The sequence below is a fragment of the Agromyces tardus genome, assembly GCF_003710805.1.
GTDB lineage: Bacteria > Actinomycetota > Actinomycetes > Actinomycetales > Microbacteriaceae > Agromyces > Agromyces tardus.
On record NZ_RHHB01000002.1, the window covers coordinates 20,378 to 38,978 of the forward strand.

Sequence of the window (18,601 nt, forward strand, 5' to 3'; positions counted from 1 at the left end):
TGACGGGCCGCGAAGTCGCCTTCGATGCCGCGACGGCCCGCGCGGGCCGACCCCCGCCCCACGTCGTAGGCTCGAAGCAGATGGGCGGATCGCAGGGGGAGCACGGGATGCCGAGGCGCGCCGAGGGGCGTCCCAGCATCGTCGCCGTCGCGGCCGCGGCCGGCGTGTCGCCCACCACGGTGTCCCACGCGCTCAGCGGCACGCGCCCCGTGCGCGACGAGACGCGGGAGCGCGTCCTCCGCGCCGCTGAGCGACTCGGCTACAGCCCCAACCCGATCGCGAGCGGTCTGCGACTCCAGCGCACGGGCGTGGTCGGCTTCGCGAGCGACCACGTCGCCACGAGCGCGTTCGCCGGTCGCATCCTGCAGGGCGCGCAGGATGTCGCGCGCGAGCGCGGGATGCTGCTCATGGCGGTCGACTCCGAGGGCGACGCCGACCTGGAGGACCGTCAGCTGCGCTCGCTCGCCGACCACCGCGTCGACGGGATCATGGTCGCGCGCATGTTCCACCAGGTCGTCGGACGCCCGGCAGCGATCGGCCGCATCCCGGTCGTCCTGGTCGACGCGGTGCCGGCCGAGGGCTGGCGTGTGGCCTCGGTCGCGCCCGACGAGCCCGGAATCGCGGCGACCGCGGTCGCACGACTGCTCGCCGCCGGCCACCGCCGCATCGCCTTCGCGAACACGACGGACGAGGCGCCAGCGTCTCGTGGGCGGGAGGCCGGATTCCGGGCGGCGGTCGCGGAGGCGGGCCTCGGCGCGCGCGCCCTCGTCGAGTACGGCGCCTCCGATGCGGGGGGCGGCAGGGTCGCCGGGATGCGGCTGCTCGACCGTCCGGCGCAGGACCGACCGACCGCCGTGGTCTGCTTCAACGACCAGATGGCGATGGGGGTGTACCAGGCCGCAGCGGCGCTCGGGCTCGACGTGCCGCGCGACTGCTCGGTGGTGGGCGTCGACGACCTCGAGATCGTCGCGGCGGCGCTCGTGCCCGCCCTGACCACGGTCGCGCTCCCGCATCGGGAGATGGGCCGCTCGGGCATGTCGGCGCTCCTCGACCGCATCGAGCGGGGCGAGGGCGAGGCGGATGCCGCGGAGCCGGCCTTCCTGCGCTGCGAGCTGATCGAGCGCGGGTCCGTCGGTCCGCCGCCCTGACCCCTCAACCCGCTGCGCGTGCCGCGGCCCGGTCCACCGGGGCCACGGCGAGGGGCGAGAGCCGCAATGACTCGATGACCGTCGTGCCTCCGACGGATTCAACCGCGAGTCCGTTGGCGCAGGGAGCTCCGAACACGAGGCTCGAGAGCACCTGGTCGCCGCCGTTCACGAACACCTCGACCGAGGATGCGTCGACGATCACGTCGAGTGTCACGACGCCGTCGTGCGGCGGGGCGGGTGCCGTGCGCACCTCACGGTAGGCGGGCGGCATCGCGGCGGCGGCCGCGTCGGCATCGCGGGCCAGGAACGCGCGCTGGGTCGCGAAGTCGACGCCCACCGTCGCGAACGACCCCTCGCCGTCCTTGATGCGGAACCGCACCTCGCGTGCTGCACCGTCGCCGTCGCCCGTCCGGAGGGCGAGGCGCAGGCGGTACGCGTCGGACGCGGGCTGGGGCAATGGCGGGGCCGCGCCCTCCGCAACCCGGAGGTCCCGTGCCGTCGCAGGGGCACGCTCGAGCGAGGCGAGCCCGTCGTGGGGCGATGAGACGAGCGTCGGCCGGCCGTCGCGGTCGGTCAGCGCGAGCTCCCGGACGAGCGAGTCCGCGCCGCCGTGCCAGTCCTCGGTGGGCAGGTCGCCCGCGTAGGCCCAGTTGTTGAGCCACCCGATCGCGTACCGTCCGTCCAAGCGGTCCACGGCGCTCTCGCGGGGGTCGTCCCACGTGACGGTCGCGTAGAAGTCCGAGCCTCGATCGAGCCACTGCGGGTCCGCGGCATCCGTCGTGAAGGCCTCGCCGTTCCAGTCGCCGGTCCAGTACGCGGTTCCCGTCGACATCCCGTGCCGTTCGCCGTTGGCGCCGGCGACCAGTACCCAGCGGGTGTCCGAGGGATCCCCGTCGACCGACATCCGGAAGAGGTCGGGGCACTCGAGCACGCCGAGGTCGTCGCGCTCGAAGCCCGAGCGGTACGTCCAGGCCTTCAGGTCGGGCGACGTGTAGAAGCCCAGCTTGTGGCCCTCCGCGAGCACCATGAGCCATTCGCGGCGCTCCGCGTCCCAGACGATCTTCGGATCGCGGAAGTGGGGCTCGCCGGGGTTGTCCATCACCGGGTTGCCCTCGAACGGCTCGAACGAGTACCCGCCGTCGGTCGACACGAAGAGCGACTGGCGCTGGATGCCCTCGTCCTGCTGGGTGAGGATGGCGATGACCGCGCCCGCACCGAAGCCCGCCGTGTCCTCGGTGTCGATCACCGCGCTGCCGGTCTCGATGTCGCCGAGGCCGTTGGCGTACTTCTCGATGGCGATGCCCTCCTCGCGCCAGTGCACGAGGTCGGTGGAGGTCGCGTGGTACCACTCGGTGCCGTTCCCCTCGGGGTAGTCGGCGTTGTAGAGGTAGTAGTAATGCCAGCGGCCGTCGAGCCAGAACGGGCGCTGCGGATCGTTCATCCACCGCTCGCCCGGGGTGAGATGGACCGCCGGACGGTACGGCGACCAGTCGCCCGGGCGCTCGACGTCCTGTCCGGGCGGCGCCGTCGCGGTCGCGCCCGGAGCCTCCGGCTTCTGGTCGCCGCCGACGAGTGCGAGTGCGGCGACGACGGCGAGTGCAACGCAGGCCGCGGCGGCGATCGTCCATGCCGCGGGCCGTCGCCAGCGGCCCGAGCGCGCACGCGGACCCGTGCCGGACGGCACGTCGCGCGAGTGTGTTCGGTTCATGATCCTCCGTCGTGGTTCGCGCGCCGCCGGCCGTCGGATCCGCCTGCGAGGCGGTCGTCGGACCGGCGAGGCGCCTTCGCAGCTGTCTGTTCGGGAGAAGCGCAAGCGCCACTCGAGGAGTCGCGGGCCACGCTAACGTCTTGCAAATCGATTTGCAAACCAGCGAGCAGTTCCCGCGGCCATGGAAGCGCGATCATCCCCGTCATGGCGCTGATCTGGGGATTTGCATGCGAACGCACCGATCCTCCGAACCTCGCCGCGGACTTGACAACGTTGTCAGGATGCGCATAGGTTCCTGTGCCGGGGGAAGTACAACGCCACGTTCTCGAGGAGCCGCCGAAATCGGCCGCTCACGGACCATCCGGTCCTCGCACGAAAGCGACGAACGTGAAGACAACGAACGAAACGGCCGTCGCCTGCATCGCAGGCGACGCGCATCGAGGCATCCGCTCGCCCGGCGACCCCGTCGGCGACGCCGTGCCCGCCCACGACCTCCGGCCGATCGACTGAGCTCGAACGGCCGGCCACGACCGGGTCGGCTGGAGGCGACCGCGACCTCGCCGTCGCCTGCACCCGCCCCCGGCCGTCGCGACTCGCGCGACGGCCCTCCCGCCGGGTTCCCCCGGGAGCCCGGCCACCCCGGCGGACACGGTCCGCCGATCCGTCGGCCGTGGACTCGCACTCTCGACACGACCCGTCGCAGCGCGAGCCCGGTCGCACCACACCCTACGAAAGGCACATCATGTCAACATCCACCAGGCGCATGCGGCGCCCCCTCGTCGGAGGGATCACCGCGGCCGGAGTCCTCGTCGGCACGCTGTTCACGGGCACGGCGGCGGCGGTCGCGCAGCCCGACCTGCAGCCCGGCGCCGAGCCCACCGTGCACACCCAGCAGGCCTACGCACCGGAGGACGACTTCACCGCGAAGTGGACCCGCGCCGACGCCAAGCAGCTGCAGCGGCTGTCGGACCCGAACGCGGCCTCCCGCGAGAACTCGATGCCAGCATCGCTCACCATGCCGACCGTCCCGCAGGACTTCCCCGACATGTCGAACGGCGAGGTCTGGGTCTGGGACACCTGGCCGCTGACCGACGAGCACGGCAACCAGTACAGCGTCAACGGCCAGGAGATCATCTTCTCGCTGGTCGCCGACCGGAGCCTCGGCTTCGACGACCGCCACGTCTTCGCCAAGATCGGCTACTTCTTCCGCCCGGCCGGGATCCCCGCCGACGAGCGGCCCGAGAACGGCGGCTGGACCTACGGCGGCCTCGTCTTCAAGGAGGGCGTCACCGGCACGATCTTCGAGGACCAGTCCTACAGCCACCAGACCCAGTGGTCCGGTTCCGCGCGGATCATGAAGGGTGGCGAGATCAAGCTGTTCTTCACGGATGTCGCGTTCTACCGTGACGCCGCCGGCAACAACATCAAGCCGTACGACCCGCGCATCGCGCTGAGCGTCGGCAAGGTGCACGCCAACAAGAACGGCGTGAAGCTGACGGGCTTCGACAAGGTGACCGACCTGCTGCAGGCCGACGGCACCTACTACCAGACCGGCGAGCAGAACCCGTACTTCAACTTCCGCGACCCGTTCACCTTCGAGGACCCGGCGCACCCCGGTGAGACCTACATGGTCTTCGAGGGCAACTCGGCCATGCCGCGCGAGTCCGCGCAGTGCACCGAGGAGGACCTCGGCTATCGCGAGGGCGACCCCTACGCCGAGTCCCTCGACGAGGTCAACGCCTCGGGCGCGACCTACCAGATCGGCAACATCGGCCTCGCGAAGGCCAAGAACGACGAGCTGACCGAGTGGGAGTTCCTCCCGCCGATCCTCTCGGCGAACTGCGTCACCGACCAGACCGAGCGTCCGCAGTTCGTGTTCAAGGACGGGAAGTCCTACCTGTTCACGATCAGCCACCGCGGCACCTTCGCGGCCGGCCTCGACGGGCCGGAGGGCGTCTACGGCTTCGTCGGCGACGGCATCCGCAGCGACTTCCAGCCGCTGAACAGCGGGTCCGGCCTGGCCCTGGGCAACCCGACGAACCTCAACTTCGCCGGCGGCCAGCCGTTCGCGCCGGACTACAACCAACACCCCGGGCACTTCCAGGCGTACTCGCACTACGTCATGCCGGGCGGGCTCGTTCAGTCCTTCATCGACACCATCGGGACGCACGATGACTTCGTGCGCGGCGGGACACTCGCGCCGACGGTGAAGATGGACATCGAGGGCGCCAGCACGAGCGTCGACTACTCCTACGGGACCGGCGGCCTCGGCGGCTGGGCCGACATCCCGGCGAACCTCGACGTCAACTCGGGCGGCAAGCTCCAGTAGCCGCTTGCACGACGGATGCCCCGGGGATCCCCCGGGGCATCCGGTCGTGCAGCTCGCCGCTATGCCGTGGCGGCGGCGGTGAGCTCGGGCCCGAGCACCGCCTCGAACACGGCGCGACGCGGCATCCGTCGGCCCGCCGCACGGGCGGCCTCGAACTCGGCGGCCCGGTCGGAGGCGAGCACCGCCGCGACGAACGGCTGGTACGTCAGGTACGACCGCTGATCCGTGAGGCCCGTGCGCGCGCGCAGCGTCTCGGCCGCGCCGAGGAGGGTGCCCGCCCGGCGCAGGTCGCCGATCGCCGCCGCGGACGCGCTCAGCCCCTCGAGGGCGTACGCGGCGCCGTCGTCGTTGCGCAGCCGCGCCGCGAGCTCGAGGTTGCGCACGAAGGAGTGGGGATCGGGGCCGACCGACGCGAGCCGCGCCCATCCGATCTGCGTCAGCGCGATGCTCTCGACGAACAGGTCGCCCGAGCGCTCGGCCTCGGCCTGCGCCTCCTCGAAGAGCTGCAGCGCCTCGGCGGGCCGGCCGCGCTGCAGCAGGATGCGGCCGAGCGCGGTCCGGAGCAGCGCGCGGAACGTGGGGTCGCGCCGGACCTCGTCGATCTCGAGTGCGGCCCGCTGGCTCGCCTCCGCGCGTTCGATGTCGGGCTCGTCGATCGACATGCACGCGAGGGCGAGCACCGACAGTGCGATCCCCTCACCGAGCCCGTCGCCCACCTCGCGGAACAGCGCCGCGCTCTCCTCGAGTGGCTCCGTGCGCACGTCGCCGTCCGTCTGCCAGAGCGGCACCCACGCCGAATAGGCGAGCGCGATCGCCCGCGTACGCTTCGAGAGCGGCAGTCCGGCCTCGAGCACCCGGACCATCCACGCCTTCGCCTCAGGCAGCAGTCCGCGGATCCACCAGTACAGCAGCAGCCTCCAGACCGCGTCGGCCACCACGTCGACCTCCTCGATCGCGATGAGGTGCCGGTAGGCGGCGCGGAGGTTGTCGCGCTCGGCCTCGAGCCGGGCGAGCGCGGTGACCTGCGTTGCGCCGCGCAGCATCGGCTCGATCTCGACGGCGAGCTGCACGTAGTGCTCGGCGTGGGCGCGGCGCACCGCCGCGGCATCCGGGTCGAGCTCGAAGCGCGCGGTCGCGACCTCGCGCACCGTGCCGAGCATCGAGAAGAGCGGCACGCCGGCGTCGTCGCGCTGGCGCAGGAGGCTGCTGTCGACGAGCACGAGCAGGGTGCCGAGCAGGTCGGCGGCCCACGGGGCGCCGGCGGTGACCGCCTCGACGGCATCGAGGCTGAAGTCGCCTGCGAACACGCCGAGGCGGGCGAAGAGTGCCCGCGGCTCGGGCTCGAGCAGGTCGACGCTCCATTCGACGGTCGCCTGGATCGTGCGCTGGCGCTCCGGCACGTCGCGGGCCGCGTTCGCGAGCAGGGGCAGCATCCGGTCGAGCTTCGCGAGCATCGCGGCGGGCGTGAGCGCGCGGATGCAGGCGGCGGCGAGTTCGATCGCCAGCGGCACGCCGTCGAGCGCACGGCAGATGCGGGCGACGTCCTCGGCGTTCTCCGCGGTGATCTCGAACCGCGGATCCGCTGCCGTCGCCCGGTCCCGGAAGAGCCGCACGGCCGGGGCCTCGAGGATCGCCTCCACCGACCCCTCCTCGGGCTCGGGCGGCAGGCTGAGCGGCTCGACGTCGAACACGTGCTCGCTCCGCAGGCGCAGCCGCGCGCGGCTCGTCACGAGCAGCGTGGCGCCGGGCAGGTCGTTGAGGAGCGCCATCAGGTCGGCGGCGGCCGGCAGCACCTGCTCGAAGTTGTCGAGCACGATGAGGTCGCGCCGGCCCGCGCGAGCGACCCCGAGCTGCTCGGACAGCGGCCGGTCGCGGGTGTCGCGCACCCCGAGCTCGCGCGCGATCGCCGGGAGCACGTCGGCCGGGTCGCGCACGTGCTCGAGCATCACGAAGGTGACGCGGTCGAACCGGTCGCCGGCGTTGCGGGCGACCTCGATCGCGAGGCGGCTCTTGCCGATGCCGCCGGGGCCCACGAGGGTGACGAGCCGACGCGCGTCGTCGTCGAGCCATGCGAGCAGGGTGGCGAGGTCGCGCTCGCGTCCGACCGCCTCGGAGAACGGCGCGGGGACGCGGCCGGCGGCGCCCGGCTCGTCGGGGGCGGACGCGGCCGGCCCCGCGGCATCCGCTCGCGACGCGTCGAAGCGCTCGGCGAGCAGCGTCGCGAGGTCGGCGGCCAGGAGGTCGGCGAGCTCGTCGGCGGTGGAGAAGGACTTGTACGACGCGGTGTCGTCGTCGCGGATGCGCTCGATGAGGCCGGCGAGCCGCTCCTCGCGCTGCGCGGGCTGCTTGACGTAGATGAGCTTGGGCATCTCGCGCGGAGCGAGGCGGTACTCGTCCTCGAGGCCCGAGACCTCCTCGCCGGACGCGACCCAGCCGTACTGCTGCCAGTAGAGGCCCACGAACACGTCGCTCTGGTCGAGGTAGGCCCGGTAGAGCTCGCGGGGCGGATGCGGGCGCGCGCCGAGCTCGAACATCACCGGCGCGAGTCGCAGCTGCTCGATCGCGCCGCGTGCGGCGCGGCGTTCGGGCTCGAGCTCGCGCAGGGTGGAACTGACGAAGACCCGCAGGTGCTGGTCGGGCGTGCGGATCGGTGGAGCGTCGTAGCGGTCGTTCACCACCGCGCCTCCGCCCCCCGGTCGCGCCTGCCCCGCGGCTGCATGCTGCCATTCTGGGCTGTCGCGGGCGACGGCGTCCAGCATCGCCGACCCGCGTCGACCCGGCGGAGTCCGCGCCGGCGCAGTCCGGGGGCTGCCGGGGCTCGGCGCGGGTGGGGTGCGGCCATCCACGCCGCCGCACCCCGACCCGGCCGGTTCAGCCGGCGACCCGCACGACGAGCACACCCCCCGGCGTGACGCCCGCCGAGTTCTCGAGCTCGATCGTGTAGCGGTGCTCGCCCGGCGCTGCGCCCGCGATGTGGAACGCGAAGGTGCGCTCGGAGGTCGAGGTGCGGTACACGCGGTCGAGCACATGCCCGCCCTCGAGCAGCCGCACCACCGTCGTCGGCTGGCCCTTTCCGACCTTGACCTTGAGGTCGTAGGCGCCATCGGCGTCGGGTCCGTTCCGTGGTCCGGTCAGCGCGGTGAGCTCGGCCGCGGGTGGCGCGGCGGTCGCACCATCGGTGCCCGCCTCCCTGTACATCGCGCCGTGCAGCGGGGTCACCCTCAGCGATTCGAGCCGGGCGTCACCCCCCTCGGACCACAGGCCGATCGCCCGGGCGCCCGAGTTCGGGAACACCTGGTCGGTGATCGTGGTACGACCGTCGGCGGCGAAGACCTCGACCGATGCCCGATCGACGTACACCGACAGGGCGATCGTGCCGTCCGCCCGGAGCGCGACCGGCGCGTCCTCGATCGACGCGAACGCCGGATGGAACCCGGTGTTCCCCGAGTCGCGCCGATCGACGAAGAGGCGGGCGGATGCAGCGTCGTAGCCGATCCGCGTCGCGGACTCGCCGTCGCCGAGCACGCTCAGCCCGGCCGCCGTCGCGTCACCGGGACGGATCACCGCGTCGATGCGCACGACGTCCCCGGAGACCGGCAGCGTCTCGGCGCCCTCGGCGATCGGCCGCGCGCCATCCGTGAATGCCACGTCGGGGCGTTCGAGCTCGGCGAACTCGGGCACGACCCGCTGCGCGAGGCGCGGCCCTCGGTCGGTCGTCACGAGCGACACCTCGCGCGGCAGCGCCATGGCGCTGCGCCACGAACCCGTCGGGATGTCGTTCGCGTAGTCCCAGTCGTTCATCCAGCCGAGCATCACCCTGCGGCCGTCGGGGGCGCCGTTGAACGACACCGTCGCGTAGTAGTCACGGCCCCAGTCGAGCCAGTCGTAGCCCTCGATGCGCGGTGCGGCTGCGGCATCCGAGAACATCACCTGGTCGACGAGCACATGGCCCCAGCCGAAGCGGTTGTTGTCGACGATGCGCACGGATGCCTCGCGGCCCGCGAACTCGGCGACGTCCCAGCTCACCCAGTCGAGGTTCTCGCTGTTGCGGCCAGTGGCCGTGCGCACGACCTCGCCGTCGACGACGAGGTTGACCGACGTCTCCTCGGAGCGCGATTGCGCGGGTTCGGCGCCGAGCACGAGGTGGTCGACCGTGAGGTGGCCCCAGCCGCCGGTCGCCTCGTCGTGCACCTGGAACCGCGCGTCACGACCCGCGAACTCGGCGACGTCCCACGACCGCCAGTTCAGCTGGCCCGCCTCGGGGCCGGTGGCGGTGCGCACGACCTCGCCGTCGACGAGCAGCCGGACCTCGAGCGACCCGTCGAGTCGCTTGCCCCCGCCGAGGAGGAACGACAGGTCGGTCTCGCCGTCCCGGATCGTGAACGTCGGGGAGGTGAGGTCACCCAGGTTGTCGTCGCCCCTCGGGCCGCCCTCCCAGGTGTTGAGGCGCTTGGCGCCGAGGTAGTAGTCCCCGCCTGCGGTGGACGGGTTGCGCCAGGGCTCGGCCGCCAGGTCGCCGGTGGCCTCCCAGCCGGTGTCCGCGAGCGTGGTGCCGTCGGCGAACTCGAAGCCGTCGAAGAGCAGGCGACCCGCGGGCGGCTCGTTGCCGAGCTGCGTGCCCTCGAGGTGGGGGTGGTTGCCGCCGCCGACGAGCAGGTTCACGAAGCGATCGCCGATCGTGAACGCGGGGGACTCGAGTGCGCCGATCGGCCAGTCGCCGTCGTTGAAGCCGTTCACGAGGCCGGCGCCGATGAAGCCCGAGACGGCGTTCTGGCCGGGCAGGGTTCCGGATGCCGGAGCGTCGCCCCAGGGGCCGTTGCGCCAGTTCCCGGGCTCGTTGCCGACGGTCCAGCCGTCGTAGGAGCCGCCGTCGAAGCCCGCGAACAGGTCGCCGTCGGGCGCCGCGGCATCGGACACCGTGCTCTCGGAGGTGAAGGTCGTCCCGTCGAAGTCGCCCACGAAGTACTGGCCGCCCGAGCCGCCCGCGACCGAGCCCGGGTTGAGGTTCACGACGAGCACCCACTTCGTGTTCGCCGGGTCGCCGTCGACGGGGAGCGGGAACAGGTCGGGGCACTCCCAGATGCCGCCCGTGGCGTTGGCGGGCCCGAAGTCGCTGAGGTGGGTCCAGTTCCTGAGGTCGTCGCTCCGGTAGAGCACGACCTTGTACTGCAGCGCCTCGACCGCCGCCATGACCCAGTAGGACTCGCCCGTGCCGGGGTTCGTGTAGCGGAACACCTTGGGGTCGCGGAAGTTCGCCGAACCGCGGTCGAGCACGGGGTTGCCGGCGTACTTGGTCCACGTCAGGCCGTGGTCGGTGCTGTAGGCGATCGACTGCGCCTGCGTGCCCGCGCGGGTGGGGTGCGCCGGCGTGTACGCGCTCGTGTAGATCGCGACCATCGGCGGATCCCCGGCGGTGCCGAAGCCCGAGGTGTTGCCCTCGTCGACGACGACCGACCCGGAGAAGATGTCCTCGATCGCGGTGCCGCCCTCGTCGAAGGTCTGCGCGATGGCGAGGGGCTGCTCCTCCCAGTGCAGGAGGTCGGTGCTCGTCGCGTGGCCCCAGCTCATGTTGCCCCAGCGGGTGCCGTACGGGTTGTGCTGGAAGAACAGGTGCCAGGTGCCGTCGTCGTAGACGAGGCCGTTCGGGTCGTTCATCCAGTTCCGCTCCGGCGAGAAGTGGAGGTACGGCCGGTACTGCTCCTCGGCCGGGTTCGGATCGGCTGCCTCCTCGGCGGCGGCGGGTTGCAGCGAGAGGAGGGATGCAGCGGTCGCGGCCACGGCCACGATCGCGAGTGTTCGGAGAGTTGATACCGTCGTCATCGACTGGTTCGCCCTTCAGTGCAGTGGTCACTCATGAGCAGTGACATCGTTGTCAGGATTCGGCGCGATGCTACGCACTGTCGACCGGACAATTCAAGGCCCGGTCTTCGACGGCTGCGGGCGACGGGCCTGCTGGTGCTGCGTACGCTCGGAGCATGGCTCTGAACGTCCTCGTGCGCCCCGCCGCGATCGCGGATGCCCCCGGCATCGCCGACGTGCACTGGCGCAGCCACCAGGCCACCTACGTCGAGCCCGGACGGGTGGCGCGCGACGTCGTCGAGGCGTGGACGATGCGCGACCGCATCCTCGCATGGACGACGAACGTGGCGATCGCCTCCGGCGCGTTCCCGCCGCCGGAGGGCTTCCGACGCATGACCGTCTGGGTCGCGGTCGACGACGGCCGGGTGGTCGGCTGGGCGAACACGAGCCGCGGGCGGGACGCCGACGCCCCGCGCGACCTCGAGCTCGAGGGCCTCTACGTGCTCGACGACTACCACGGCCGCGGGGTCGGGCAGGCCCTCGTCGACGCTGCGATCGGAACCCGCCCGTCGTATCTCTGGGTGCTCGACGACAATCCGCGCGCCCAGGCGTTCTACCGCCGCAACGGCTTCGCCTTCGACGGAGCCGAGAAGATCGACGAGTCCTGGCACGTGCGCGAGCTTCGCATGGTGCGCTGAGGCGTGCTCCGGGCCGCCCGCGCCGCGTAGGCTCCATGGTCATGGGGGACTCGCCGGGGAATCGACGCACGCCGCCCGCTCGCAGCGGGCGACCGGGAATCGCCGACGTGGCGGCCGAGGCCGGGGTGTCGCCCTCGACGGTGTCGAGCGCGCTGAACGGCACCCGCGCGGTGCGCCCCGAGACCAGGGAGCGCGTCCTCCGGGCGGCCGAACGACTCGGCTACCTTCCGTCCAAGGCGCCCAAGGCGCCCAAGGCGCCCAAGGCGCCCAAGGCGTCCACGGCGCCCACGGCGCCCAAGGCGCCCGAGGCGTCCAAGGCGCCCGAGGCGTCCAAGGCGCCCGAGGCGTCCAAGGCGCCCGAGGCGTCCAAGGCGCCCGACGCCCCCAGGGCCGCTCGGGAGGAGTCGCCGCGACCGACCCGAGTCATCGGCGTCATCACCGACGGCATCGCCACGACGCCCTTCGCCGGCCGTATCGTGCAGGGCGCGCAGGAGGTCGCACGCGAGCGGGGCGCCCTGCTCATGGTGCTCGACTCCGGCGGCGACCCAGAGCTCGAGGCGCACCACCTGTGCTCCCTCCCCGAGCACGGCGTCGACGGCGTGCTCTACACGCGCACGGTGCACGCGGAGGTCGAGCGCCCGCGCGAGCTGGGCGACCTCCCCGTCGTGCTCGTGGGCGCGGCGCCCGCCGACGGCTGGACCGTGCCCGCTGTCGTGCCCGACGAGTACGCCCTCGCGAGCGCTGCCGTCGCGCACCTGCTGGAGGTGGGGCACCGCCGCTTCGCGTTCCTCACCTCGGACGAGGACACCCCCGCCACGCGCGGGCGCGCCGACGGCTTCGCATCCGCCCTCGCGCCCGCGTGGTACGACGGCGCTCGGTCCGTCGTCGAGCGCGCCGCGCCCGACGCGGCGGGCGGTCGGCGCGTGGCCCGGCGCCTGCTCCACCTCCCCGTCGGGGAGCGGCCCACGGCGATCGTCTGCTTCAACGACCAGATGGCGATGGGCGTCTACCAGGGAGCGGAGGCGCTGGGCCTCGAGGTGCCGCGCGATGCCTCGGTGCTCGGCATCGGCGACCTCGAACTGCTCACCGAGTCGCTCGACCCCCCGCTCTCCACCGTGGCGCTGCCGCACCGCGAGATGGGGCGCTGGGGCATGACCGCGCTGCTCGCGCTGCTCGAGGGCAGGGCGGCGGATGCCGCGGAGCCGGTGCAGCTCGCGGGCGAACTCGTCGAGCGTCGCTCCGTCGCTCGGCCGCGTCGCCTGATCCCCTGGCTCACCGGGCGCTGAGCGCCGCCGCACACGACCGCCGCGCTCGGCTCAGGCCTCCGGCGGCACTCGCAGCAGCGCGCCTTCGGCGCGCACGGTCGCCGCGGCGATGCGCATCGCGTGCTCGAGCGCGGCCTGCCATTCCGCGTCCGTCGACGGCACGCCCGCCGTCGCGATCTCGTGCGTGATCGCCGCGAGGGTGGCGTCGCCGCCGCCCATCGTGTCGATCACGGGGCCGTCGAGTGGCACGATCCCCGCGCGCACGGCGCTCCCGCGGTGGTGCACGGCAGCCCCGTCGCGTCCGGCAGTCGCGAGCACCGCCGGGTCGCCCACCGCGAGGATCCGGTCGACGAACTCGGAGAGCGGTGCGTCGAGCAGCAGCTCGGCGTCGTCGTCGCCGATCTTCGCCACGAGCGATCGCGACGCGAAGTCGAGGAAGTTGTCGAGGAACCGGGCGCGGTCGTGCATCATGCCCGAACGCGGGTTGCCGTCGACGACGACGCGCTCCGCGGGCCGGGCGATCGCGTCGACGAGTGCCCGGTACTGCGCCTCGTCATCGAACGGGAAGCAGCTGACCACCACCAGGTCGGCCTCGTCGAAGGCGTCGAGCGTGGCCTCGTCGAACCGCAGGGCCCGGCGCTGGGCCGCCTCGTTGAACTCGTAGCGCGGCTCGCCGTCGGTGCGGTCGCTGACCGCACGCGAGGTGCCGTGCGGCGAGGGGCTCGCGACCAGGTCGACGCCGTGCTCCGCGAGGAAGGAGCGGATCTCGTCGCCCGGCGCGTCGTCGCCCACCATCGCGACCAGCGTGGGGCGATGGCCGAGCACGGCGAGTCCGACGGCGACGTTCAAGGCGGCACCGCCGACGAAGTCGCGCGAGCCGGTCGCGTCGCGCAGCTCGTCGATGAGTGCGTCGCCGACGACGACGATGTTCGCAGGGGAACCGATGGGCTGCGACATCCGCTCAGCCCCTCTCTCGCGGCGGGATCTCCCCGGAGCCGCGCTCGATCAGACGGGTGGGAACGACGGTGCGCACGGCGGGGCCGGCGTCGCCGTCGAGACGTGCGAAGACCCGCTCGGCGGCGATGCGCCCGATCTCCTGCGGGTTCTGGGCGACGACGGTGACACCGGGCTCGAGGAGGTCGGCGAGCGGCACGTCGTCGAATCCGACGAGCGCGATCGCGTGCTGCAGTCCCGACTCGCGCAGCGCGTGCAGCACGCCGATCGTCACGAGGTTCTGGGCGGAGAAGATCGCGGTCGGCGGGTCGTCGCGCTCGAGCAGCGCGAGGGCCGCGAGCCGTGCCGTCTCGATGTCGTGCAGGTTCTCGATGACCGGGATGTCGCGGGTCGCGATCCCGGCCAGGCCGAGCTCGTCGAGGAAGCCGCGACGTCGGGCCTGGGCCGTGCGGATCTCGGCGCGGTCGCCGAGGTAGGCCAGGCGCCGATGGCCTCGCTCGAGGAGGTGGCGTGTGGCGACGGCCGCGCCCTCGAGGTTGTCGCTGACAACGGTGTCGGATGCGACGCCGGCAGGTTCGCGGTCGACGAAGACGACCGGGGTGCCGCGGCGGAGTTCGGGTGCGAGGTAGGCCTGGCTCTCGGAGATCGTGGTGAGGATGAGGCCGTCGACGCGGCGGCGGAGGAAGGCGGACACGGCCTCCTGCTCCCGCGCCGGGTCGTCGTCGAGGCTCGATGCGAACACGGCGACGCCGCGGGCGAGGGCAGCGTCTTCGACGGCCCGATGCACCGCACCCGAGAAGGGGTTGTCGACGCTGCCGACCAGCAGCCCGATCGTACGGGTGCGCCCGTCGGCCCGGCGGAGATTGCCCGCGTGCAGGTCGGGCTGGTAGTCGAGCGTGCGCGCGGCGGCGGTGACCTTGGCGATCGTCGCAGCCGACACGTTCGGCTCGCCGTTGATGACTCGCGAGACGGTCTTCACGCCGACGCCGGCGAGCGCCGCGACGTGCCGCATGGTGGGGCGCGCGCGGGCATTCTCAGGTGCGGCGACGCCGTCTGACAACGATGTCACTTTTCGGTCTCCAATTTGAGAGGTCGGGTTGACTATACACATTCCCATGGACTACACCTAAGGCTTGACATCGTTGTCATGAGACGACGGTCGCCTACATCCAGAGGAGATTCATCGATGAATCACGCAGCACTCGGCGCCTTCCGTCGCCGTCTCATCATTGCCGGCTCGCTCACCGCCGCCGCCGCGCTCGCCCTGTCGGGATGCGCGTCGTCCGGCGATTCGGGAGAAGCCGCCGCCGATGACGCCGTCGGCGTCTCGCTCATCGTCAAGACCACCAGCAACCCCTTCTTCGTGGCGATGCAGGACGGCGCGGAGGCCGCCGCCGAGAAGCTCGGCGTCGACCTCACCCTCGCGGCAGGCAAGGAGGACGGCGACGAGGACACCCAGATCCAGGCGATCGAGAACGCGATCTCCAAGGGCGACGCGGGCATCCTGATCACGCCGAACGGCCCCGGCGTGGAGGACGCCCTCGTCAAGGCGCGCGACGCCGGCCTCTACGTCATCGCGCTCGACACCCCGCCGTCCGACCCCGAGGCGGTGGACATCACGTTCGCGACCGACAACTTCCTCGCCGGCCAGTACATCGGCGAGTGGACCGCGGCGAAGCTCGGCGGCGAGAAGGCCACGATCGCGATGCTCGACCTGTTCGACGACAAGGTCGTCTCGGTCGACGTCGCTCGCGACCAGGGCTTCCTCGACGGGATGGGCATCGACCTCGCCGACGAGACCGTGAACGGCGACGAGGCGCCGACCGGCACCTACAGCGGCGGCGACTACGAGATCGTGGGCAATGAGGCCACCCAGGGCGCCGAGGACGGCGGCCGCACCGCCGCAGAGACGCTGCTCTCGAAGAACCCCGACATCAATGTCGTGTACACGATCAACGAGCCCGCCGCGTATGGCGCCTTCGAGGCGTTCAAGGCCGCGGGGGCCACGAAGGACCTCATCGTCGTGTCCGTCGACGGCGGGTGCGCGGGCATCGACGCGGTGAAGGACGGCACCATCGGGGCGACGAGCCAGCAGTACCCGCTGAAGATGGCCGAGCTGGGCGTCCAGGCGGTGTACGACCTCGTGACCACGGGGAAGGCTCCCGAGACGACCGACGGCCTGGACTTCTACAACACGGGCGTCGCCCTCGTGACGGATGACCCGCAGGGCGGCATCGACTCGATCGACACCGCCGAGGCCGGCGACATCTGCTGGGGCTAGTTCCGGCCGCCGCGTGAGCGGTGCGGGCAAGGGGTCCCGACCGGAGCCCGTCTCCGATCGTCGGGGACGCACCGATCCGGCCCGCACCGCTCACCCCCGCCGGCGGCCGATGCCGCCTGCGGACCTCGACCACTTCCGAATTGGAGCAGCACGTGAGTCAGCAAACGACCGAGCCGCCGACGTCGGCGCTCGACCTCGCCGAGGAGTTCCTCGACCGCACCACCCCGCTCAGCCGCATCCGCAACACCCTGCACCGCTACCCCGCACTCAGCCCGGCCATCGTGCTGGTCGTGTCCGTGGTCGTGTTCGGGCTGCTGAACGAACGATTCCTCAATCCCGCCAACCTCTCGCTCATCACCCAGCAGGTCGCCGTCGTCGGCACGCTCGCGATCGCTCAGACGCTCGTCATCCTGACCGCGGGCATCGACCTGTCGGTCGGCGCGGTGATGGTGCTGAGTTCCATGGTCATCGCCCAGTCCTCGGTGCAGGCGGGTCTGCCCGCCGTGATCGCCCTCGCACTCGGCCTGGCGGTCGGCCTCGCCGCGGGCGCCCTCAACGGCTTCCTCGTCACCCGGCTGAACCTGCCGCCATTCATCGTCACCCTCGGCACGCTGAACATCTTCGTCGCGCTCACCCTGCTCTACTCGTCGGGCGCGACGGTGCGCGGCGCGGAGATGCCCGAACTGCTCACGTGGACCGGGTCGACCTTCGACATCCTCGGCGTCAACTTCACTGTGGGCGTCGTCCTCATGCTCCTGCTCTACGTGGCGATCGCGTTCATCCTCGCGAAGACCGCGTGGGGCCGCCACGTCTACGCGGTCGGCGACGACCGCGAGTCGGCGCGCCTCGCCGGCATCCGGGTGAATCGCGTGCTGATGAGCGTCTACCTCGCCGCCGGAGCCATCCTCGCGGTCGGCGCGTGGATCCAGATCGGCCGCACCAACGCGGCGTCCCCGAACGCGGGCATCGACCTGAACCTCGACTCGATCACCGCCGTCGTCATCGGCGGCACGAGCCTGTTCGGCGGTCGCGGGACGGTGTGGGGCACACTCCTCGGCGCCCTCATCGTGGGCGTCTTCCGCAACGGACTCTCGCTCGCCGGGCTCGACGTGCTCTGGCAGACCTTCGCCGTCGGCGTGCTCATCATCGTGGCCGTCTCGGTCGACCAGTGGATCAGGAAGGTACGCGCATGACCCCCAACGAGCCCGCCGGCAGCGCCGGCGCAGCATCCGTCGACGACGCCGTCGGTGCCTTCGCGGATGCCGCGGGCACCCCGACTCCGGCGGGTGACTCCCGCACGCCCATCCTGCGGGCCCGACGTCTCGTGAAGACCTTCGGCCGAGTCGTCGGCCTCGACGGGGTCAGCCTCGAGCTCTACCCGGGCGAGGTGCTCGCGATCATCGGGGACAACGGCGCGGGCAAGTCGACGCTCATCAAGTGCCTCACGGGCGCCGAGGTGCCCGACGAGGGCGAGATCTGGCTCGAGGGGCAGCCGGTGCACTTCAAGCGTCCGCAGGATGCCCGGGCGGCCGGCATCGAGACGGTGTACCAGAACCTGGCGGTCTCGCCCGCCCTCGACGTCGCCGCGAACCTCTTCCTCGGCCGCGAGGAGCGGAAGAAGGGCCTCCTCGGCTCGGTGTTCCGGGTGGTCGACCAGAAGGGCATGCGGCAGAGGGCGAGGCAGGAGCTGGCGGCGCTCGGCATCTCGACGCTGCAGGATGTCACGGTGCCGGTCGAGAACCTCTCCGGTGGCCAGCGCCAGGCGGTCGCCGTGGCACGCGCCGCGGCCTTCGGGTCGAAGGTCGTCGTGCTCGACGAGCCCACCGCGGCGCTCGGCGTACGGGAGTCGAACCAGGTGCTCGAGCTCGTGAAGAACCTGCGCGACAAGGGGATCCCGGTGATCCTCATCTCGCACAACATGCCGCACGTGTTCGAGGTCGCCGACCGCATCCACATCCAGCGGCTCGGCAAGCGCGCCGCGACGATCACCCCGCAGTCGCACTCGATGACCGACGCGGTCGCGATCATGACCGGGGCCCGCCGCGGATGAGCTGGGCGACCCCGTCCGGGCAGGTCGAGCTCGTCGCGGAGTTCACGGCATTGCCGGGCCGCGAGCAGCAGGTCGAGCAGCTGCTGCTCGAGCTGACCCACGCCGTTCGGGCCGAAGACGGATGCCTCGTGTTCGACCCCTACGTCGTCACCGGGCCGCCGTCCGGGGCGGGCGTGGTCGCGACCCCCGCCCCGGACGGCACCCGATACGTCGTCGTCGAGGCGTATCGCGACGCCGATGCCTTCGCCGCGCACCTCGCGGCGCCCCACGGCGCGGTGTTCAACGCTGCCCTGCGTCCGCTCATCGCGGAGCCCGACGGGTCGCGGCTGACCTTCCTCCGGCGCCTCGCCTGACCGGTCGGGCCGGACC

Annotated in this window: 14 protein-coding genes; 9 read left to right on the forward strand and 5 right to left on the reverse strand. The window is 72.1% G+C overall.

Annotated features, from left to right (window positions below):
• Positions 1 to 80 precede the first annotated feature (80 nt).
• Positions 81 to 1,148, forward strand: coding sequence for a LacI family DNA-binding transcriptional regulator (locus EDM22_RS02075; RefSeq protein ID WP_245989115.1), 1,068 nt, complete (start codon positions 81 to 83; stop codon positions 1,146 to 1,148).
• Positions 1,149 to 1,152: 4 nt separating this feature from the next.
• Here the strand turns inward: EDM22_RS02075 and EDM22_RS02080 are convergent, their stop codons facing one another.
• Positions 1,153 to 2,856 (reverse strand): glycoside hydrolase family 32 protein, encoded by a 1,704-nt coding sequence (locus EDM22_RS02080; protein ID WP_122935403.1) that lies wholly within the window; start codon positions 2,854 to 2,856, stop codon positions 1,153 to 1,155.
• A 387-nt stretch (positions 2,857 to 3,243) separates the two neighbouring features.
• On the opposite strand from EDM22_RS02080, the gene EDM22_RS20140 reads away from it, so the two are divergent.
• Together EDM22_RS20140 and EDM22_RS02085 are read left to right on the forward strand one after the other, a co-directional pair.
• Positions 3,244 to 3,366, forward strand: coding sequence for a hypothetical protein (locus tag EDM22_RS20140; RefSeq protein WP_281274034.1), 123 nt, complete (start codon positions 3,244 to 3,246; stop codon positions 3,364 to 3,366).
• Positions 3,367 to 3,598: 232 nt separating this feature from the next.
• Positions 3,599 to 5,185: a glycoside hydrolase family 68 protein gene (locus EDM22_RS02085; protein ID WP_122935404.1), complete on the forward strand. Its 1,587-nt coding sequence runs from the start codon at positions 3,599 to 3,601 to the stop codon at positions 5,183 to 5,185.
• Positions 5,186 to 5,244: 59 nt separating this feature from the next.
• Here EDM22_RS02085 and EDM22_RS02090 read toward each other — a convergent pair whose 3' ends face one another.
• Positions 5,245 to 7,860: an ATP-binding protein gene (locus EDM22_RS02090; RefSeq protein WP_170963976.1), complete on the reverse strand. Its 2,616-nt coding sequence runs from the start codon at positions 7,858 to 7,860 to the stop codon at positions 5,245 to 5,247.
• Between the two features lie 196 nt (positions 7,861 to 8,056).
• Positions 8,057 to 10,840: a GH32 C-terminal domain-containing protein gene (locus EDM22_RS02095; RefSeq protein WP_245989142.1), complete on the reverse strand. Its 2,784-nt coding sequence runs from the start codon at positions 10,838 to 10,840 to the stop codon at positions 8,057 to 8,059.
• 320 nt (positions 10,841 to 11,160) lie between these two features.
• On the opposite strand from EDM22_RS02095, the gene EDM22_RS02100 reads away from it, so the two are divergent.
• A complete protein-coding gene (locus tag EDM22_RS02100) occupies positions 11,161 to 11,682 on the forward strand; it encodes a GNAT family N-acetyltransferase (RefSeq protein ID WP_245989117.1) in 522 nt (173 codons plus the stop codon).
• A 107-nt stretch (positions 11,683 to 11,789) separates the two neighbouring features.
• Positions 11,790 to 12,968 (forward strand): LacI family DNA-binding transcriptional regulator, encoded by a 1,179-nt coding sequence (locus EDM22_RS02105; RefSeq protein ID WP_212591868.1) that lies wholly within the window; start codon positions 11,790 to 11,792, stop codon positions 12,966 to 12,968.
• A 30-nt stretch (positions 12,969 to 12,998) separates the two neighbouring features.
• Here EDM22_RS02105 and EDM22_RS02110 read toward each other — a convergent pair whose 3' ends face one another.
• A complete protein-coding gene (locus EDM22_RS02110) occupies positions 12,999 to 13,904 on the reverse strand; it encodes a carbohydrate kinase family protein (RefSeq protein WP_122935408.1) in 906 nt (301 codons plus the stop codon).
• Positions 13,905 to 13,908: 4 nt separating this feature from the next.
• Positions 13,909 to 14,913 carry a LacI family DNA-binding transcriptional regulator gene (locus EDM22_RS02115; RefSeq protein WP_122935409.1) on the reverse strand — a complete coding sequence of 335 codons (1,005 nt, stop codon included), beginning with the start codon at positions 14,911 to 14,913 and terminating at the stop codon, positions 13,909 to 13,911.
• A gap of 174 nt (positions 14,914 to 15,087) precedes the next feature.
• Here EDM22_RS02115 and EDM22_RS02120 point away from each other — a divergent pair, with 174 nt between their 5' ends.
• The 4 genes from EDM22_RS02120 to EDM22_RS02135 all read left to right on the forward strand — a co-directional run bounded on the left by EDM22_RS02120 (position 15,088) and on the right by EDM22_RS02135 (position 18,585).
• Positions 15,088 to 16,182 carry a substrate-binding domain-containing protein gene (locus EDM22_RS02120; protein WP_122935410.1) on the forward strand — a complete coding sequence of 365 codons (1,095 nt, stop codon included), beginning with the start codon at positions 15,088 to 15,090 and terminating at the stop codon, positions 16,180 to 16,182.
• Positions 16,183 to 16,334: 152 nt separating this feature from the next.
• Entirely contained in the window at positions 16,335 to 17,375 is a 1,041-nt protein-coding gene (locus EDM22_RS02125) for an ABC transporter permease (protein ID WP_122935579.1), read from the forward strand.
• Positions 17,372 to 18,232, forward strand: coding sequence for an ATP-binding cassette domain-containing protein (locus EDM22_RS02130; protein WP_122935411.1), 861 nt, complete (start codon positions 17,372 to 17,374; stop codon positions 18,230 to 18,232). The genes EDM22_RS02125 and EDM22_RS02130 overlap by 4 nt, the downstream gene beginning before the upstream one ends.
• Complete coding sequence (locus tag EDM22_RS02135; protein ID WP_122935412.1) at positions 18,229 to 18,585, forward strand: putative quinol monooxygenase; 357 nt, start codon at positions 18,229 to 18,231, stop codon at positions 18,583 to 18,585. Before EDM22_RS02130 ends, EDM22_RS02135 begins: the two co-directional genes overlap by 4 nt.
• The last annotated feature ends 16 nt before the right edge of the window (positions 18,586 to 18,601 follow it).